Consider the following 19219-nt stretch of genomic DNA (forward strand, 5'->3'; position numbering starts at 1 on the left):
ACCCTACAGGTGCTGTACAGAATGAACCAGGCGAAAGCTATGTTTCAGGAGTGCAACAATGAGTACATTAAGCCACGCGGCGAGCAGCGCTGAGAAGCGCACCAACGCCCGATACTGGATAGTGGTGATGCTGTTTATCGTCACCTCTTTCAACTACGGCGACCGTGCCACGTTATCCATTGCCGGCTCTGAGATGGCAAAGGACATCGGACTTGATCCGGTGGGTATGGGTTATGTTTTCTCCGCATTTTCATGGGCCTACGTAATCGGCCAAATCCCTGGCGGCTGGCTGCTGGACCGCTTCGGCTCAAAACGGGTCTATTTCTGGTCCATTTTCATCTGGTCGATGTTTACCCTGTTACAGGGCTTCGTGGATATCTTCAGCGGCTTCGGCATTATCATTGCGCTCTTTACCCTCCGCTTCCTGGTGGGTTTAGCGGAAGCGCCATCTTTCCCGGGCAACAGCCGCATTGTGGCCGCCTGGTTCCCGGCGCAGGAGAGGGGAACGGCGGTAGCAATCTTTAACTCGGCGCAATACTTTGCGACGGTTATTTTCGCGCCAATTATGGGCTGGCTGACGCACGAAGTGGGCTGGTCGCACGTCTTCTTCTTCATGGGCGGGCTGGGGATCGTCATCAGCTTTATCTGGCTGAAAGTGATCCACGAACCAAACCAGCACCCGGGCGTGAACAAGAAAGAGCTGGACTACATTGCTGAAGGCGGGGCGCTGATCAACATGGATCAGAAAACCCAGAAAGCAAAAGTCCCGTTCAGCCAGAAATGGGGGCAGATCAAACAGCTCGTCGGCTCACGGATGATGATCGGTATCTATCTCGGCCAGTACTGCATTAACGCCTTAACCTACTTCTTCATCACCTGGTTCCCGGTTTACCTGGTGCAGGCGCGCGGGATGTCGATTCTGAAGGCGGGTTTTGTCGCCTCTGTGCCAGCCATCTGCGGCTTCGTGGGCGGGGTGCTCGGCGGGGTCATCTCCGACTGGCTGATGCGTCGCACCGGTTCGCTGAATATTGCGCGTAAAACGCCAATCGTGCTCGGCATGCTGCTCTCCATGACCATGGTGTTCTGTAACTACGTCAGCGCGGAGTGGATGATTATCGGCTTTATGGCGATGGCCTTCTTCGGTAAAGGCATTGGCGCGCTGGGCTGGGCGGTGATGGCAGATACCGCGCCGAAAGAGATCAGCGGCCTGAGCGGCGGTCTGTTCAACATGTTTGGCAACATTTCCGGCATTGTCACCCCAATCGCTATCGGTTACATCGTCGGCACCACCGGCTCCTTCAATGGTGCGCTGATTTATGTAGGCGTCCATGCGCTGGTGGCGGTACTCAGTTACCTGGTGCTGGTGGGGGACATCAAACGAATCGAACTGAAACCTGTTGGGGAGCGCGGATGATGACAACGCAATCAAGCCCGATTGTGACGGAGATGAAAGTCATCCCGGTGGCGGGTCAGGACAGCATGCTGCTCAACATTGGCGGCGCGCATAACGCCTGGTTCACCCGCAACATCGTGGTGCTGACCGACAGCGCAGGGAATACCGGCGTCGGGGAAGCGCCTGGCGGAGAGGTGATTTACCAGACGCTGGTCGACGCCATCCCGCAGGTGGTTGGGCAGGAGGTCGCCCGCCTGAACAAGGTGGTTCAGCGGGTGCATAAGGGCAACCAGTCGGCTGATTTTGATACCTTCGGCAAAGGCGCCTGGACGTTTGAACTGCGCGTTAACGCGGTGGCGGCGCTGGAGGCGGCTCTCCTTGATTTACTGGGCAAAGCGCTGAATGTGCCGGTCTGCGAACTGCTGGGGCCAGGCAAACAGCGTGATGCGGTAACGGTGCTGGGCTATCTGTTCTACGTTGGCGACCGGACGAAAACCGATCTGCCGTATCTGGAACGCTCGCCGGGCAGCCACGCGTGGTATCACCTGCGTCATCAGGAAGCGCTCTCTGGCGAGGCTGTGGTACGCCTGGCAGAGGCGGCGCAGGATCGCTACGGCTTTAAAGACTTCAAGCTGAAAGGCGGCGTTCTGCCGGGCGAACAGGAGATTGACAGCGTGCGCGCGTTGAAAAAACGCTTCCCGGAGGCACGCATCACCGTCGATCCGAACGGCGCCTGGCGGCTGGATGAAGCTATCGCGCTGTGCAAAGGACTGGGCGACGTGCTGACCTACGCGGAAGATCCGTGCGGCGCCGAGCAGGGCTTTTCTGGCCGCGAGGTGATGGCCGAATTCCGCCGCGCTACCGGGCTGCCGGTTGCGACCAACATGATCGCCACTAACTGGCGCGAAATGGGCCACGCGGTGATGCTGAATGCGGTGGACATACCGCTGGCTGATCCGCACTTCTGGACCCTTTCCGGCGCGGTGCGCGTGGCGCAGCTGTGCGATGACTGGGGGCTCACCTGGGGCTGCCACTCCAATAACCATTTCGACATTTCGCTGGCGATGTTTACCCACGTTGGCGCGGCGGCGCCGGGTAACCCGACCGCCATCGATACGCACTGGATCTGGCAGGAAGGCGAAGCGCGCCTGACCAAAAATCCACTTGAAATCAAAAACGGCACCATTGCCGTACCGGATGCGCCGGGGCTGGGCGTGGAGCTTGACTGGGATCAGATCCACAAGGCGCATGAAGCGTATAAAAAACTGCCGGGCGGCGCGCGCAACGACGCAGGCCCGATGCAGTACCTTATCCCCGGCTGGACATTTGACCGTAAGCGCCCTGTATTTGGACGTCACTGATAAAAGGATCGAACGATGAGCACATTTTCTACCCCTGTAGTCACCTCCATGCAGATCATTCCTGTCGCGGGACATGACAGCATGCTGATGAACCTGAGCGGCGCCCATGCGCCGTTCTTCACCCGTAATATTGTGGTGATCAAGGACAACTCAGGGCATACCGGTGTCGGTGAAATCCCGGGCGGGGAGAAGATCCGTAAAACGCTGGAGGACGCCATTCCGCTGGTGGTGGGTAAAACGCTGGGCGAGTACAAAAATGTGCTGACCAGCGTGCGTACGACCTTTGCCGATCGTGATGCGGGTGGCCGTGGTCTGCAAACGTTTGATCTGCGTACCACTATCCATGTGGTCACGGGTATTGAAGCCGCGATGCTGGATCTGCTAGGCCAGCATCTGGGCGTCAATGTCGCCTCCCTGCTGGGCGACGGCCAACAGCGCAGCGAAGTGGAAATGCTCGGCTACCTGTTCTTTATCGGCAACCGCAAACTCACCCCGCTGCCGTACCAGAGCCAGCCGGACGAAAAATGCGACTGGTATCGTGTGCGTCACGATGAAGCGATGACCCCGGATGCGGTGGTGCGCCTGGCTGAAGCCGCGTATGAAAAATATGGCTTTAATGACTTCAAGCTGAAAGGCGGCGTACTGGCGGGTGAAGAAGAAGCTGAGGCGATTGCCGCGCTGGCGAAGCGCTTCCCGCAGGCGCGCGTCACGCTGGATCCGAACGGTGCCTGGTCCCTTGATGAGGCGATCAAAATCGGTAAGCAGCTCAAAGGCGTGCTGGCCTACGCGGAAGATCCGTGCGGCGCAGAGCAGGGGTTCTCTGGACGTGAAGTGATGGCGGAGTTCCGTCGCGCCACCGGGCTGCCAACCGCCACCAACATGATCGCGACCGACTGGCGCCAGATGGGGCACACGCTCTCGCTGCAATCGGTGGATATTCCGCTGGCAGACCCGCACTTCTGGACGATGCAGGGCTCGGTTCGCGTGGCGCAGATGTGCCATGAGTTCGGCCTGACCTGGGGCTCGCACTCCAACAACCACTTCGACATCTCGCTGGCGATGTTCACCCACGTAGCGGCTGCTGCGCCGGGCAACATTACCGCTATCGACACCCACTGGATCTGGCAGGAGGGCAATCAGCGCCTGACTAAACAGCCGTTTGAGATCAAGGGGGGGATGGTGCAGGTTCCAGCTACGCCGGGGCTGGGCGTTGAACTGGATATGGATCAGGTCATGAAAGCGCACGAGCTTTACCAGAAACACGGGCTGGGCGCACGTGATGATGCGCTGGCGATGCAGTACCTGATCCCAGAGTGGTCATTCGACAATAAACGTCCGTGCATGGTACGATAAGCCAACTGGGACCGCTCCCATGAGTGGTCCCTTACGTGGTGTATGCTTAACGTAACTAACATGCGTAAGGATGGCTTATGAAAATTGTTATCGCTCCGGACTCGTATAAGGAAAGCTTGAGCGCGCTGGAGGTGGCGACAGCGATAGAGGTCGGTTTTCGCGAAATTTTCCCCTCAGCGGAGTACGTCAAATTACCGGTTGCCGATGGCGGCGAAGGGACGGTGGAAGCGATGGTGGCAGCCACCCATGGGCGTCTTGTCCATGTTCCCGTTACCGGGCCTTTGGGAGAACACGTGGAAGGGTTTTTCGGGTTATCCGGAGACGGAAAAAGCGCGTTTATCGAGATGGCGGCCGCGAGCGGTCTGGAGCTTGTTGCTCCTGCAAAGCGTAACCCGTTAATCACCACCTCGTGGGGGACCGGGGAACTGATCCGTCATGCGCTGGATGCGGGCGTTAAGCATATCATTATTGGCATTGGAGGCAGCGCGACCAATGACGGTGGCGCAGGCATGGTGCAGGCGCTGGGCGTAAAACTGCTGGATGCGAAAGCACAGCCCGTTGGGCCGGGCGGCGGCGAACTGGCAAGCCTTGCGCATATCGATCTTAGTGGGCTGGATGAGCGGCTGGCAGACTGTCGAATTGAAGTGGCCTGCGATGTGACCAACCCCCTGATTGGCGAGACTGGCGCTTCTGCGGTATTCGGTCCGCAGAAAGGGGCGACGCCGGAGATGGTCAGGACGCTGGACAACGCGCTTGCGCATTACGCAAACATTATCGCCAGGGATCTGGATATTGACGTCTTAAACCTGGCGGGGGGCGGAGCAGCTGGCGGAATGGGGGCGGCGCTGTATGCATTTTGCGGGGCACAGCTTCGTCGGGGGATTGAGATTGTCACCGATGCCCTGCATCTCGATGAACAGGTCGCGGACGCCGATCTGGTGATCACGGGCGAAGGGCGTATCGACAGCCAGACGATCCACGGCAAAGTGCCCGTTGGCGTGGCGAGAGTCGCGAAACGCTATAACAAACCGGTTATCGGCATTGCCGGCAGCCTGACGGCGGATGTTGGCGTGGTGCACGAGCACGGACTGGATGCGGTATTCAGCGTGATTTACACCATCTGCTCGCTGGAGGATGCGCTGGAAAATGCGCAACAGAATGTACAGATGGCCGCAAGGAATATTGCGGCGGCCATAAAGGTGGGGCAGGGGATGTCGCGTTAACGATCGTGCTCCTGTAGGCCCGGTAAGCGAAGCGCCACCGGGCTTTTTCTTAGCTTCCCAACACCTTCATCGCTTCCCGCGTCACGTTGTCCATCTCGTCCAGCAGCTCCAGAAACTCCGGCTCAAGATCGGATTCTGGCGTACCCGCGCGGAGCTGCTGTTCAAGCAGCTGGCAGAGATTTTTCAACCGCGGCACGCCGCTGTAGCCGCAGCTACCGTGCAGTTTATGGATGGCCTCCAGCAGCCCTTCAGGGTTTTCGCCCACCAGCTGTTCTTCAACCTTGTTACGGATCTCAGGTAGGAAGTCCACCAGCATTTGCAGCATATCGCGGGCCAGATCGGCTTTGCCTGCTGCCTGGCGCAGCGCCAGTTGCCAGTCAAACGTGGCATTCTGGTTAACGCTGATTTCCGGCGATTCAGCTGAAATGGTGTACGTCCCGCCAATGTGCCCCGGTTTGTAGCGCAGCAGCAGGCTGTGCAGCTTCTCTTCATCAATCGGTTTCGCCAGATAATCGTTCATGCCCGCACCCAGCAGTTTCTCTTTTTGTCCCGCCATCGCGTGCGCCGTCACGGCAATCACCGGCGTCTGCTGCTGGTGCGGAAGCTGACGAATTAATTCGCAGGCGCGGATGCCATCCATGCCCGGCATCTGAATATCCATCAGGATCAGGTCAAACTGCATCTGTTTGGCTTGTTCTACGGCTTCGGCGCCGCTGGTACACAGCTCAACGTGCTGAACCTGATCCTCAAGCAGCACGCCAATCAGCTTAAGGTTTGCCGGGTTATCATCCACGGCCATCACCGTCATCGGCAGCTTATGTTCGTCGTTTTCCAGCGGCAGGGACTGATGCGTCAGACGGCAATATTCAGTCAACGCAGGTAACAGCCGTGTGGCGGTGAGGGGTTTCAGCAGACATGCCGCCGCCCCGTCGTTTTTAAGCTCTTCGGCGTTGATTTGGGCGTGGCACGGCAGAGCCAGCAGCAGGTAGTCCGTCATTGAGGCAGCCTTTGCCAGCCGTTCCTGCTGCATGGTCAGTTCTCCGGTAAATGTCACCGGAATCCCCAGCAAAAGAATATCGTAATGATCGTTCGCCAGCGCGGAGAAGGTCGGGCTGTAGACCACCTCCAGCGGCGTGCTGCTTAATACATCCAGCGTACACTGCGCCGCGGCGGCGTTCGGTTCCACATAGGCCAGATGCATCCCTTTCAGGCAGTCGGTGACCGGACCGTCGGTTTGCACGTTCGGATTAAGATCAAGATTGATATGGAACCAGAAGGTCGAGCCCCGGTTAGGCTGGCTGTGGAAGGAGATATCGCCTCCCATCTCTTTCACCAGCTTTTGGGTGATCACCAGACCCAGGCCCGTTCCGCCGTGCCGACGGGAAATGCTCGCATCGGCCTGGCGGAACGCCTGGAACAGACGCGACTGATCGCGCTCCGGAATGCCGATGCCGGTATCCCGGATCTGAACTTCAATCTGGACTTTATTATTACTGAGCGCCCTTTTTTCGACCAGAATGTCGATGTTGCCGCTCTCGGTGAACTTAATCGCGTTGCCCACCAGATTGGTGATGACCTGTTGCAGGCGCAGCGGGTCGCCAATGACGTTATCCGGAACGTCATTTTTGATATTGAGCGTCAGTTCCAGCCCCTTATCATGCGAGGAGTGGGCGAGAAGCGTGACCACGTCATCCAGTGTGCTGCGCAGCGGGAAGGGGATACTCTCCAGAATCAGCTTGCCCGCTTCCAGCTTCGAGAAGTCCAGTACGTCGTTAATAATGGTCAGCAGGTTGTTGGCTGAGCGTTCAATGGTATGCAGGTGGTCACGCTGGGTCGGGTTGAGCTCGCTTTTGAGCGTCAGACGGGTGAAGCCAATCACCCCGTTCAGCGGCGTGCGCAGCTCATGTGACATGTTTGCCAGGAACTCAGACTTAATACGGGCCGCCTCCTGAGCGCGTTTTTTCGCCAGATCCAGCTCCACGTTCTGGATCTCCATCTGCTCCAGCGTTTCGCGCAGGTCAGAGGTGGCCTGGTCAACGTTGTGCTGCATCTCTTCGTGATAAGCCGCCAGCGACATCGCCATTGAGTTGATGCCGTTTTTCAGCATATCCAGCTCGCCGAGCATGAAGCCTTCCACGCGGCTGTCCAGCTGACCCCGGCGGATCCGGTCAACGGTATTCACCATGTTACGGATAGGCCCCGTGACGTCGCGCATCAGCCGCCAGCCGAAGATCAACGCGATGCCGATACAGAACAGCATCATCACGCCGGAGATGAATATTTCTTTGTACTGCTGGAGCCGCACCGACTTGAGATCCAGCTCCAGCGCCACATATCCCAGCATATTATTGCTGGACTTCGCATCGGACTGGGCGGATTCGTCGGGTGAATAGCTTTCTGAGATAATCGGCGTGCGCAGGATCATGATATCGCCGCGCCGCAGGACCGTGAGATGACGCGGGAAAGGGGTACCTTCCGGGATTTTCAGCGACGTGGGATCCAGATGGAAATTCGAGGTGACGAAAAGACGGTTATGCTCATCGTAAACGGAAATGGCGCGCACAATCTCTGAATGACGGCGGTGCAGCACGCTGATTAACTGACCAATGGATTCACGGTTTTGCAGGTTCATTCCGTACTCGCTGGAGACGGCCAGCGGTTCGATAATGCTGGCCCCGGCATCTTCAAGCTGTCTCTGCAAATCGTTATAGCGATGCACCACAAAGAAAATGCTCAGCAGCAAACCGATGAGAACGGTAGGAGCGAGGATCAAAATCATCATGCGCGCGCGCAGGCTGTAGTTGGTCATGGAGTTCCGTTATGGGACAATCAGGCTAATTATGTTTATTTGAGAACAATCTCGGCGATGGCGCAATTCTACTCTGCAAAACGACGCGTGACGACGCGTCAGATCATAACTGTTGAAGCCTCTGACCTCGATCCTTTTGGACAGGGGGTAGCGCGTCACAAGGGTAAGACACTGTTTATCACAGGTTTGCTGCCAGGAGAACGCGCAGATATTACGCTGACGGAAGACAAACGCCAGTATGCGCGCGGCCAGGTCAAGCGCCGTCTTAATGATAGCCCGGAGCGCGTGACGCCTCGCTGCCCCCATTTTGGCGTTTGCGGAGGCTGTCAGCAACAGCATGCCAGCACAGAATTACAGCAAAAAAGTAAAAGCAACGCGCTGGCCCGCCTGCTAAAACATGACGTCAGTGACATCGTTGCTGACCAGCCGTGGGGCTACCGTCGCCGCGCTCGCCTGAGTCTAAGCTACCAGCCAAAAACTGAACGGCTGGAGATGGGGTTTCGCAAAGCCAGCTCCAGCGATATCGTCTCCATCACGCAATGCCCTGTTTTGGTGCCCCAACTTGAGGCGCTGCTCCCGGCCGTGCACCATTGTCTTGCATCGCTGGATGGGGTGCGTTCGCTGGGCCATGTCGAACTGGTGCTGGCCAACGGCGGCCCGCTGATGGTTCTGCGCCACACCGCACCGCTGTCCAGGGCAGATCGCGAAAAACTGGAACGCTTTTCGCATTCTCATGAGCTTGCGCTTTTCCTCGCGCCGCAAAGCGAGATACTTGAGCAGGTTAGCGGAGACGCGCCCTGGTATGCGTCAGACGGGCTACGCTTAACGTTCAGCCCGCGGGATTTTATCCAGGTCAATGACGGCGTGAACCAGCAGATGGTGGCGAACGCGCTGGCGTGGCTTGACGTCCAGCCCACCGATCGGGTGCTCGATCTGTTCTGCGGTATGGGTAACTTTACCCTGCCGCTGGCCCGCAAAGCAGCAAGCGTGGTCGGGGTGGAAGGCGTTGAGGCGCTGGTGGCGAAAGGCCAGGAGAACGCCCAACAGAACGGCTTGCAAAATGTGACATTCTTTCATCAAAATCTTGAGGATGATGTTACTCAGCAACCGTGGGCTAAGCAGGGCTTTGATAAGATCCTGCTCGATCCGGCGCGAGCAGGTGCGCCGGGCGTGATGCAGCATATAATTAAACTCGCGCCTGAACGCGTGGTCTATGTTTCCTGTAACCCGGCGACGCTGGCCCGTGACAGCGAAGCATTATTGAGCGGGGGTTACCAGATTCGGCGTCTGGCAATGCTGGACATGTTCCCGCACACTGGACATCTGGAATCAATGGTGTTGTTCGAGCACATCTAATGAGTTTGGCTTGTCGACTTCGACAGGCCCTTGTCCCTAAAGGAGAGGACGATGGTTGCGGTAAGAAGTGCACATTTAAATAAAGCTGGTGAGTTTGACCCTCAAAAATGGATCGCAAGTCTGGGGATTTCCAGCCAGCAGTCGTGTGAACGCTTAACCGAAACCTGGGCCTATTGTTTACGCACAACGCAGGGGCATCCGGACGCTGAACTGCTGTTGTGGCGCGGCGTGGAGATGGTTGAAATTCTCTCCATGCTTAACATGGATATCGAAACGCTACAGGCCGCACTGCTGTTCCCACTGGCAGATGCTAACGTGGTGACGGAAGACGTGCTGCGTGAAAGCGTCGGCCAGTCCGTCGTGGCGCTCATCCACGGCGTGCGTGATATGGCCGCCATCCGTCAACTGAAAGCCGCGCAAACGGATTCTGTCTCTTCCGAGCAGGTGGATAACGTCCGCCGCATGCTGCTGGCGATGGTGGATGATTTTCGCTGCGTGGTGATCAAGCTGGCCGAACGGGTTGCCCATCTGCGCGAAGTGAAGGATGCGCCGGAAGACGAGCGCGTCCTGGCCGCCAAAGAGTGTACGAATATCTATGCGCCGCTGGCGAACCGTCTGGGTATCGGGCAACTGAAGTGGGAGCTGGAAGATTACTGCTTCCGCTATCTGCATCCGGCGGAATACAAACGCATTGCAAAATTGCTGCACGAACGCCGCATCGACCGCGAACACTATATCGAGGAATTTGTCAGCGGGCTGCGCCAGTCGATGAAAGAGGAGAATGTGCGCGCCGAGGTCTACGGGCGTCCGAAGCACATCTACAGCATCTGGCGCAAAATGCAGAAGAAACATCTCGCCTTTGACGAGCTGTTTGACGTGCGCGCCGTGCGTATCGTGGCGGAGCGTCTCCAGGACTGCTACGCCGCGCTGGGGATAGTACATACTCACTTCCGCCATCTGCCGGATGAGTTCGATGACTACGTCGCGAACCCCAAACCGAATGGCTATCAGTCCATCCACACCGTGGTGCTTGGCCCCGGCGGCAAAACTGTGGAAATTCAGATCCGTACTAAACAGATGCACGAAGACGCCGAACTGGGCGTCGCCGCGCACTGGAAGTACAAAGAAGGCACTTCCGGCGGCGCGCGCTCCGGACACGAGGACCGTATCGCCTGGCTGCGTAAGCTGATTGCGTGGCAGGAAGAGATGGCCGACTCCGGCGAAATGCTCGACGAAGTGCGCAGTCAGGTCTTCGACGATCGCGTCTACGTCTTTACCCCGAAAGGGGATGTGGTTGATCTGCCGGCAGGCTCTACGCCGCTCGATTTCGCCTACCACATTCATAGCGACGTGGGGCACCGTTGCATCGGGGCGAAGATCGGCGGACGTATCGTACCGTTTACCTACCAGCTACAGATGGGTGACCAGATTGAAATCATCACCCAGAAGCAGCCAAACCCAAGCCGCGACTGGCTGAATCCAAACCTCGGTTACGTGACCACCAGCCGCGGGCGCTCTAAAATTCACGCCTGGTTCCGCAAGCAGGATCGTGACAAGAATATCCTTGCCGGTCGTCAGATCCTTGACGACGAGCTGGAGCATATCGGGATAAACCTGAAAGAGGCGGAGAAGTTCCTGCTGCCGCGCTACAACTTCAACGAGCTCGACGAACTGTTAGCGGCGATTGGCGGCGGCGATATCCGCCTGAACCAGATGGTGAACTTCCTGCAAGCGCAGTTCAACAAGCCAAGCGCGGCAGAGCAGGATGCGGCAGCGCTGAAACAGCTCCAGCAGAAAACCTACGCTCCGCAGCAGCGCAGCAAGGACAATGGCCGCGTGGTGGTTGAAGGGGTGGGTAACCTCATGCACCATATTGCCCGCTGCTGCCAGCCGATACCGGGTGACGATATTGTCGGCTTTATCACCCAGGGGCGCGGGATCTCAATTCACCGCTCCGACTGTGATCAGCTTGCTGAGCTGCAATCGCATGCGCCGGAACGTATCGTGGAAGCCGTCTGGGGTGAAAGCTACTCCGCTGGCTACTCGCTGGTGGTGCGCGTCACTGCCAACGACCGCAGTGGCCTGCTGCGCGACATCACCACGATTCTCGCCAACGAGAAGGTCAACGTGCTGGGCGTTGCCAGCCGCAGCGATACCCGCGAGCAGCTTGCCACCATCGATATGACCATCGAAATCTATAACCTGCAGGTGCTGGGCCGGGTGCTCGGTAAACTGAACCAGGTGCCGGATGTGATTGACGCGCGTCGTCTGCACGGCGGCTAAACATCCTCTTCTGTAGGCCGGGTAAGGCAACGCCGCCACCCGGCATTTTGACATCAGGACAGAACTATGACTCAAATCGACCGCCTGCTTGGCATCATGAAACGCCTGCGCGACCCGGAAAACGGCTGCCCGTGGGATAAAGAGCAGACTTTCGCCACCATTGCGCCTTACACGCTGGAAGAGACCTACGAAGTGCTGGACGCGATTTCGCGCGAAGATTTCGACGACCTGCGCGGTGAGCTGGGCGACCTGCTGTTCCAGGTAGTGTTCTACGCACAGATGGCGCAGGAAGAGGGGCGCTTTAACTTTGACGACATCTGCGCCGCTATCAGCGACAAGCTGGAGCGCCGTCATCCGCATATCTTTGGCGATGCCTCCGCAGGCAACAGTGCGGAAGTGCTGGCGCGCTGGGAGCAGATCAAAAGCGCCGAACGCGCTGAAAAATCCCAGCACTCGGCGCTGGACGACATTCCCCTGAACCTTCCTGCGCTGATGCGCGCGCACAAAATTCAAAAGCGCTGCTCGGCGGTAGGGTTTGACTGGACCTCTCTCGGCCCGGTGCTGGAAAAAGTGCACGAAGAGATCGACGAAGTGATGCATGAAGCGCAGCAGGCCGTTGTGGATGAAGCAAAGCTGGAAGAGGAGATGGGCGATCTGCTGTTCGCGACCGTCAACCTTTCTCGCCACCTCGGTGTAAAAGCGGAAACCGCCCTGCAAAAAGCGAACATTAAATTCGAACGTCGCTTCCGCGAAGTTGAGCGGATTGTGGCCTCGCGCGGCCTGGAAATGAGCGGCATTGACCTCGAGGCGATGGAAGAAGTCTGGCAGGAAGTAAAACGCCAGGAACATGATCTCTAACGAAATTTTGCGATCAAGCGCAATTTGTGTGATTTTTTAAATGACAAGCGCTTGATTTGCGTCAAAAACATTTACCCAAAAGGGGCTATTTTCTCACTCCTTATGTTTGTCATGGCCTGGGAAGGAGACGGAGAATGAAAGTTTGTGGCGCTCGTCGTGTTCGGGTATACTACTTTCCCGTCCTGGTTATTCCATCGTTTCACCCTAACTTCTCAGGTTCAGCATGACAACGAACTATATTTTTGTGACCGGCGGGGTCGTATCCTCTCTGGGTAAAGGCATTGCCGCAGCCTCCCTCGCAGCCATTCTTGAAGCCCGTGGCCTCAATGTGACCATGATGAAACTGGATCCGTACATCAACGTCGATCCAGGCACCATGAGCCCAACCCAACACGGGGAAGTGTTCGTTACTGAAGACGGCGCTGAAACCGATCTGGATCTTGGCCACTACGAGCGTTTCATCCGTACCAAAATGACCCGTCGTAACAACTTTACGACTGGCCGTATCTACTCTGACGTTCTGCGTAAAGAGCGCCGTGGTGACTACCTGGGCGCGACCGTGCAGGTCATCCCACACATCACTAACGCCATTAAAGAGCGTGTCCTTGCCGGTGGCGAAGGGCATGACGTTGTGCTGGTTGAAATCGGCGGTACCGTAGGGGATATCGAATCCCTGCCGTTCCTCGAAGCGATTCGTCAGCTGGCGGTAGATATTGGTCGTGAGAACGCGCTGTTCATGCACCTGACGCTGGTGCCTTACATGGCGGCAGCAGGTGAAGTGAAAACCAAACCGACTCAGCACTCTGTTAAAGAGCTGCTCTCCATCGGTATTCAGCCTGATATCCTAGTTTGCCGTTCCGATCGTGCGATTCCGGCGAACGAACGCGCGAAAATTGCATTGTTCTGTAACGTGCCTGAAAAAGCCGTTATTTCAATGAAAGACGTCGATTCCATTTATAAAATCCCGGGCCTGTTGAAATCACAGGGTCTGGACGATTATATTTGTAAACGATTCAGCTTGAACTGTCCGGAAGCTAACCTGTCTGAATGGGAGCAGGTGATTTACGAAGAAGCCAATCCGGGCGGCGAAGTGACTATCGGTATGGTCGGCAAGTATATTGAACTACCGGATGCCTATAAGTCAGTTATCGAGGCGCTGAAGCACGGTGGTCTGAAGAATCGCGTCTCCGTCAACATCAAGCTGATTGATTCGCAGGATGTTGAAACGCGCGGCGTCGAAATTCTCAAAGATCTGGATGCGATTCTCATCCCTGGCGGCTTCGGCTACCGTGGTGTTGAAGGCAAGATCGCCACTGCACGCTATGCGCGTGAAAACAATATTCCATACCTCGGCATCTGCCTGGGTATGCAGGTTGCGCTGATTGAATTTGCGCGCAACGTAGCGGGAATGGAAAACGCGAACTCTACGGAATTTGTGCCAGACTGTAAGTACCCTGTCGTGGCGCTGATTACGGAATGGCGCGACGAAGACGGTAACGTCGAAGTCCGTACCGAGAAGAGCGATCTGGGTGGCACCATGCGTCTTGGCGCACAGGCCTGCCAGCTGTCAGACGATAGCGTGGTTCGCAAGCTGTACGGCGAGCCGGTGATTACCGAGCGCCATCGTCACCGCTATGAAGTCAACAACATGTTGTTGAAACAAATTGAAGCTGCAGGTCTGCGTGTTGCGGGCCGTTCCGGGGATGATCAGTTAGTCGAGATCATCGAAGTGCCAAACCATCCGTGGTTCGTGGCCTGCCAATTCCACCCGGAATTTACTTCAACGCCGCGTGACGGGCATCCGCTGTTTGCAGGCTTCGTGAAAGCCGCCAGCGAGTACCAGAAGCGTCAGGCGAAGTAAAAAAAGTTAGAACGGCAACGCGTACCCCTGGTACGCGTTGTTTGTCTGGAGTTTTAGTTTAACTTGTACTGAGGAAAATCTAATGTCCAAAATCGTTAAAGTCATCGGTCGTGAAATCATCGACTCCCGTGGTAACCCGACCGTTGAAGCCGAAGTTCATCTGGAAGGTGGTTTCGTCGGTATGGCTGCTGCTCCATCAGGCGCATCTACAGGTTCCCGCGAAGCGCTGGAACTGCGTGATGGCGACAAATCCCGTTTCATGGGCAAAGGCGTACTGAAAGCGGTTGGCGCTGTTAACGGTCCTATTGCTCAGGCTATCGTTGGCAAAGATGCCAAAGATCAGGCTGGCATCGACAAGATCATGATCGATCTGGACGGTACTGAAAACAAATCTAACTTCGGTGCGAACGCAATCCTGGCAGTTTCCCTGGCGAACGCCAAAGCAGCAGCTGCTGCTAAAGGTATGCCACTGTTCGAGCACATCGCTGAACTGAACGGCACCCCAGGCAAATACTCCATGCCTGTACCAATGATGAACATCATCAACGGTGGTGAGCACGCAGACAACAACGTTGATATTCAGGAATTCATGATTCAGCCTGTTGGCGCGAAATCCCTGAAAGAAGCGGTGCGTATGGGTTCTGAAGTGTTCCACAACCTGGCTAAAGTTCTGAAAGCTAAAGGTATGAACACTGCTGTTGGTGACGAAGGTGGCTACGCGCCAAACCTGGGTTCTAACGCAGAAGCGCTGGCTGTTATCGCTGAAGCGGTTAAAGCAGCAGGCTACGAGCTGGGCAAAGACATCACCCTGGCGATGGACTGTGCAGCATCTGAATTCTACAAAGACGGTAAATACGTTCTGGCTGGCGAAGGCAACAAAGCGTTCACCTCCGAAGAGTTCACCCATTTCCTGGAAGACCTGACCAAACAGTACCCAATCGTTTCTATCGAAGACGGTCTGGACGAGTCTGACTGGGATGGTTTCGCATACCAGACCAAAGTACTGGGCGACAAAATCCAGCTGGTTGGTGACGATCTGTTCGTAACCAACACCAAGATCCTGAAAGAAGGCATCGAGAAAGGCATCGTTAACTCCATCCTGATCAAATTCAACCAGATTGGTTCTCTGACCGAAACGCTGGCTGCGATCAAAATGGCGAAAGACGCTGGCTACACCGCTGTTATCTCTCACCGTTCTGGCGAAACTGAAGACGCTACCATCGCTGACCTGGCTGTGGGTACCGCTGCTGGCCAGATCAAAACCGGTTCTATGAGCCGTTCTGACCGTGTTGCTAAATACAACCAGCTGATTCGTATCGAAGAAGCGCTGGGCGAAAAAGCACCTTACAACGGTCGTAAAGAGATCAAAGGCCAGGCATAAGCCTGAACTTTCGTTCTTATGAAAAAACCCGCTTCGGCGGGTTTTTTGTTTTCTATAGCAGAAGCGGCAGCGTGGCGCTGGCCGTTTGCTGGCTTACGTCACCGTAATGGCTGTCTACTGCAATAAGGGAAGTGGTAAGCAGTTCAACCAGCAGCATCACGCCAACCTTGGCATTGAGCGCACCCGCGCTCAGCGGTCCCTCGGGCTTGGCTGCAACCAGCTGTAAATCGCTCAGGGAGGCCAGCGGGCTGCGGGGTGTATTGCTGAGCGCCAGTACCTTAACGCCACGCTTGCGGGCGAGTTTCACCACGTGAAGCAGATCCCGTGTAGAGCCAGAACTTGAGATGGCCACCACCAGCGTCTCTTTCGAGAGCGTCGTCGCATTCATGGCGGCGCGATGCATATCGCTAAACAGCTGTGCAGGTTTGCCGAGTCGCAGCAGCTTGTAATGCAAATACTCCCCCAGAATCGCGCTGGCTGCCACCCCGTAAATTTGCACTGATTGCGCCTGATGCAGGGCCAGTGTCGCCTGTTCAAGCTGGGCCCGGTCGAGGAGTTTTGCGGTATCTTGCAGCGCCTGGACAGACTCATCCACCACGTTATCTATCGCATCTCCTGCCTGACGCTCTGGCAAACCCTGCTGAATATCCAGCGCAAGCGCCATTTTAAATTCGTTATATCCCTTACAGCCCAGCGTGCGGCAAAGGCGTGTGACGCTGGCCTCGCTGGTGCCGCTTTCACGCGCCAGCTCGGTGATCGTCAGGTAGAGCACCCTGGCAGGATCGTTGAGAACAAACTCCCCCAGTTTTTGTTGCGTTGGGCTGTACCCGGAAGCCTCCTGGCGTAGCTTCAGCAGCAGGTTTTCATGGTCCGACATGCTAGATCCTTAATGCGTTTCTCTGCCAACTAGTGTGGCGGAAAGCGGGGGAGAGATGCCAGTCATTTCGAAAAAGTATGATCGGCGTCCTGGTTTTTGGTGGTGATTTTCACAATTAAAATTATATGTGGTAAAAATTTTCATCAACAACCAGGGGGATAATAAAATGATGCAAATGTTCAGCGGAGCGTCTTCCGGCGGATGGTTTGAAAAAGCGCAGCGCTTTGGCAAATCCTTTATGTTACCTATCGCCATACTGCCCGCAGCAGGTCTGTTGTTGGGGATCGGCGGGGCGCTATCGAATCCGAATACGCTTACCGCGTATCCATTTTTAGACGTTGGCTGGCTACAGGCCATATTTACCATCATGAGCAGTGCAGGCTCGATTGTGTTTGCAAACCTGTCGGTACTGTTTGCTGTTGGGGTCGCCGTTGGGCTGGCAAAAAATGATAAAGGTACGGCAGGGCTGGCGGCATTACTCGCTTATCTGGTGATGAATGCCACTATCAATGCGCTGCTGATCCTGACCGGAAAACTGGCGCATGAGAACCCGGGCGCCGTAGGGCAGGGCATGACGCTGGGTATTCAGACGCTTGAAACGGGCGTGTTTGGTGGGGTCGTTATTGGGCTTGTGACCTGCGCACTGCATCATCGGTTTAATAAAATCGCGCTTCCGCAATTCCTGGGCTTTTTTGGCGGCTCACGCTTCGTACCCATTATCAGCTCACTGGCGGCGATACTCGTCGGCGCGCTGATGACCGTGGTCTGGCCGCATTTTCAGAAGCTGATCTTTGGCCTTGGCGGTCTGGTGGATGCCACCGGCTATCTGGGAACATTGCTGTACGGCTTCATCCTGCGCATGCTTGGCCCGTTTGGCCTGCACCACATCTTTTATCTGCCGTTCTGGACCACCGCGCTTGGCGGCAGTGAAATTGTTAACGGTCACCTGGTTGAGGGCACGCAGCGGATCTTCTTTGCTCAGCTCGCGGACCCGAACACCCAGCACTTCTATGAGGGCACGTCGCGCTTCATGTCCGGGCGCTTTATTACGATGATGTTTGGCCTGCTGGGCGCCTGCCTGGCGATGTACCACACGGCTAAACCCGAGAACAAGAAGCGCGTAGCCGGGCTGCTGCTGTCAGCGGCGTTAACCTCTTTCCTGACGGGCATTACCGAGCCCATCGAGTTCTCATTCCTGTTTATTGCGCCGGTGCTGTACGTCATTCATGCGCTGTTTGACGGGCTGGCGTTTATGCTCGCGCACATGCTGCATATCACCATCGGGCAAACTTTCTCCGGCGGGTTTATTGATTTCGTGCTGTTCGGCATTTTGCAGGGTGAAGCGAAAACTAACTGGATGTTCGTCCCGCTGGTAGGCGTACCGTGGTTCTTCCTTTACTACTGTACTTTCCGCTATCTGATTAAACGTTTTGATTTTGCCACGCCGGGCCGTGAAAAGGAGGCGTTGGCTGACGAGGCTACCCTGCCGCAAAGCGAGCGCGCCGCAGCGGTGATCGCCGGGCTGGGAGGAAAAGACAATCTGGATGACGTTGACTGCTGCGCCACGCGCCTTCGCGTCACGGTGAAAGACGGTAGCAAAGTCAATGAAGCAGCACTGAAAGCGACCGGCGCGCGCGGCGTTATCGTCCGCGGCAACGGTGTCCAGGTCATCTATGGCCCGCACGTCACCCTTATCAAAAACGAAGTGGAAGAGATCTTATCGTAATGAAAACTGTACTGGATAACCTGAAAGGAAAACTGGTCGTCTCCTGCCAGGCGCTGGAAAATGAACCGCTGCACAGCCCGTTTATTATGTCGCGAATGGCGCTGGCAGCAGCCCAGGGCGGTGCCGCTGCGATCCGCGCCAATAGCGTGGTGGATATCAAGGCTATCAAAGGGCTGGTCTCACTGCCGGTCATCGGCATCATCAAACGGGACTATCCGGATAGCGAGGTGTTTATCACCGCGACGCTCAAAGAAGTGGATGAGCTGATGGCGGTCGCCCCGGACATCGTTGCGCTGGATGCGACCGCCCGGAAACGGCCCGGTGGCGTATCGCTGGACATGCTGATCGCGCAGATCCGCACCCGTTACCCTTCGCTGCTGCTGATGGCGGATATTGCCACCGTGCAGGAGGCCGTGACCGCGCAGGCGCTGGGGTTTGATTGTGTCGGAACCACCCTTTACGGTTATACGGCAGAGACCGCGGGCCATTCGCTACCGGAAAATGACTGCGCGTTTTTGAAAGAGGTGCTGTCTGCCGTCACGATCCCCGTGATTGCCGAAGGTAACGTGGATACCCCCGATCGCGCGGCCAGGTGTCTGGAGTTGGGGGTGCATACGGTTGTCGTCGGCGGGGCGATCACCCGACCGCAGCAAATTACGGAACGGTTTATGGCGGCAATTGGCGCGCAAAGCACCGATGGAGCATGATCATCTGACGGGGATCTGCGATACTTATCGT

The 19219-nt window shown here is 56.4% G+C and carries 13 protein-coding genes; 11 read left to right on the forward strand and 2 right to left on the reverse strand.

Annotated elements, in window-relative coordinates; translation table 11 throughout:
• The first annotated feature begins 58 nt into the window (after window positions 1–58).
• The 4 genes from gudP to SK51_RS09000 all read left to right on the forward strand — a co-directional run bounded on the left by gudP (window position 59) and on the right by SK51_RS09000 (window position 5330).
• Window positions 59–1414 carry a galactarate/glucarate/glycerate transporter GudP gene (gene gudP, locus SK51_RS08985; protein ID WP_003862734.1) on the forward strand — a complete coding sequence of 452 codons (1356 nt, stop codon included), beginning with the start codon at window positions 59–61 and terminating at the stop codon, window positions 1412–1414.
• Entirely contained in the window at window positions 1414–2754 is a 1341-nt protein-coding gene (locus SK51_RS08990) for an enolase C-terminal domain-like protein (protein WP_023298498.1), read from the forward strand. Before gudP ends, SK51_RS08990 begins: the two co-directional genes overlap by 1 nt.
• 15 nt (window positions 2755–2769) lie before the next feature.
• On the forward strand, window positions 2770–4107 hold the full coding sequence (gene gudD / locus SK51_RS08995) for a glucarate dehydratase (RefSeq protein WP_023298497.1): 1338 nt from the start codon (window positions 2770–2772) through the stop codon (window positions 4105–4107).
• Between the two features lie 77 nt (window positions 4108–4184).
• The gene (locus SK51_RS09000; protein WP_022649207.1) at window positions 4185–5330 is read left to right on the forward strand and encodes a glycerate kinase; all 1146 of its coding nucleotides are present in this window, start codon (window positions 4185–4187) and stop codon (window positions 5328–5330) included.
• Between the two features lie 49 nt (window positions 5331–5379).
• On the opposite strand, the gene barA is transcribed toward SK51_RS09000, so the two are convergent.
• Window positions 5380–8139, reverse strand: coding sequence for a two-component sensor histidine kinase BarA (barA, locus tag SK51_RS09005; RefSeq protein ID WP_048206652.1), 2760 nt, complete (start codon window positions 8137–8139; stop codon window positions 5380–5382).
• Between the two features lie 57 nt (window positions 8140–8196).
• Here barA and rlmD point away from each other — a divergent pair, with 57 nt between their 5' ends.
• The 5 genes from rlmD (at window position 8197) to eno (ending at window position 15878) form a co-directional block, all read left to right on the forward strand.
• Window positions 8197–9495, forward strand: coding sequence for a 23S rRNA (uracil(1939)-C(5))-methyltransferase RlmD (gene rlmD / locus SK51_RS09010; RefSeq protein WP_022649205.1), 1299 nt, complete (start codon window positions 8197–8199; stop codon window positions 9493–9495).
• 51 nt (window positions 9496–9546) lie between these two features.
• On the forward strand, window positions 9547–11778 hold the full coding sequence (gene relA, locus SK51_RS09015; RefSeq protein WP_022649204.1) for a GTP diphosphokinase: 2232 nt from the start codon (window positions 9547–9549) through the stop codon (window positions 11776–11778).
• 66 nt (window positions 11779–11844) lie between these two features.
• Window positions 11845–12636 (forward strand): nucleoside triphosphate pyrophosphohydrolase, encoded by a 792-nt coding sequence (mazG, locus tag SK51_RS09020; RefSeq protein ID WP_022649203.1) that lies wholly within the window; start codon window positions 11845–11847, stop codon window positions 12634–12636.
• A gap of 223 nt (window positions 12637–12859) precedes the next feature.
• A complete protein-coding gene (pyrG, locus tag SK51_RS09025; protein ID WP_022649202.1) occupies window positions 12860–14497 on the forward strand; it encodes a glutamine hydrolyzing CTP synthase in 1638 nt (545 codons plus the stop codon).
• Between the two features lie 82 nt (window positions 14498–14579).
• Complete coding sequence (gene eno / locus SK51_RS09030; RefSeq protein WP_022649201.1) at window positions 14580–15878, forward strand: phosphopyruvate hydratase; 1299 nt, start codon at window positions 14580–14582, stop codon at window positions 15876–15878.
• A gap of 52 nt (window positions 15879–15930) precedes the next feature.
• Here the strand turns inward: eno and SK51_RS09035 are convergent, their stop codons facing one another.
• Window positions 15931–16755, reverse strand: coding sequence for a MurR/RpiR family transcriptional regulator (locus SK51_RS09035; RefSeq protein WP_015571725.1), 825 nt, complete (start codon window positions 16753–16755; stop codon window positions 15931–15933).
• 166 nt (window positions 16756–16921) lie between these two features.
• On the opposite strand from SK51_RS09035, the gene SK51_RS09040 reads away from it, so the two are divergent.
• Both SK51_RS09040 and SK51_RS09045 read left to right on the forward strand, forming a co-directional pair.
• Window positions 16922–18481, forward strand: a complete 1560-nt coding sequence (locus SK51_RS09040) for a maltose/glucose-specific PTS transporter subunit IIC (protein WP_023306839.1) — start codon at window positions 16922–16924, stop codon at window positions 18479–18481.
• Complete coding sequence (locus tag SK51_RS09045; protein ID WP_023306838.1) at window positions 18481–19188, forward strand: N-acetylmannosamine-6-phosphate 2-epimerase; 708 nt, start codon at window positions 18481–18483, stop codon at window positions 19186–19188. The genes SK51_RS09040 and SK51_RS09045 overlap by 1 nt, the downstream gene beginning before the upstream one ends.
• Window positions 19189–19219: the final 31 nt, after the last annotated feature.

The organism is Enterobacter sp. MGH85 (assembly GCF_001037655.1).
Taxonomy (GTDB): Bacteria; Pseudomonadota; Gammaproteobacteria; order Enterobacterales; family Enterobacteriaceae; genus Enterobacter; species Enterobacter intestinihominis.

What these genes read in the sequence shown, in the direction of transcription:
- gudD (WP_023298497.1), top strand. Translation starts at nt 2,770, where the DNA reads ATGAGCACATTTTCTACCCCTGTAGTCACCTCCATGCAGATCATTCCT.
- SK51_RS09035 (WP_015571725.1), bottom strand. Translation starts at nt 16,755, where the DNA reads ATGTCGGACCATGAAAACCTGCTGCTGAAGCTACGCCAGGAGGCTTCC.
- SK51_RS08990 (WP_023298498.1), top strand. Translation starts at nt 1,414, where the DNA reads ATGACAACGCAATCAAGCCCGATTGTGACGGAGATGAAAGTCATCCCG.
- pyrG (WP_022649202.1), top strand. Translation starts at nt 12,860, where the DNA reads ATGACAACGAACTATATTTTTGTGACCGGCGGGGTCGTATCCTCTCTG.
- barA (WP_048206652.1), bottom strand. Translation starts at nt 8,139, where the DNA reads ATGACCAACTACAGCCTGCGCGCGCGCATGATGATTTTGATCCTCGCT.
- SK51_RS09045 (WP_023306838.1), top strand. Translation starts at nt 18,481, where the DNA reads ATGAAAACTGTACTGGATAACCTGAAAGGAAAACTGGTCGTCTCCTGC.
- mazG (WP_022649203.1), top strand. Translation starts at nt 11,845, where the DNA reads ATGACTCAAATCGACCGCCTGCTTGGCATCATGAAACGCCTGCGCGAC.
- SK51_RS09040 (WP_023306839.1), top strand. Translation starts at nt 16,922, where the DNA reads ATGATGCAAATGTTCAGCGGAGCGTCTTCCGGCGGATGGTTTGAAAAA.
- rlmD (WP_022649205.1), top strand. Translation starts at nt 8,197, where the DNA reads ATGGCGCAATTCTACTCTGCAAAACGACGCGTGACGACGCGTCAGATC.
- eno (WP_022649201.1), top strand. Translation starts at nt 14,580, where the DNA reads ATGTCCAAAATCGTTAAAGTCATCGGTCGTGAAATCATCGACTCCCGT.
- gudP (WP_003862734.1), top strand. Translation starts at nt 59, where the DNA reads ATGAGTACATTAAGCCACGCGGCGAGCAGCGCTGAGAAGCGCACCAAC.
- relA (WP_022649204.1), top strand. Translation starts at nt 9,547, where the DNA reads ATGGTTGCGGTAAGAAGTGCACATTTAAATAAAGCTGGTGAGTTTGAC.
- SK51_RS09000 (WP_022649207.1), top strand. Translation starts at nt 4,185, where the DNA reads ATGAAAATTGTTATCGCTCCGGACTCGTATAAGGAAAGCTTGAGCGCG.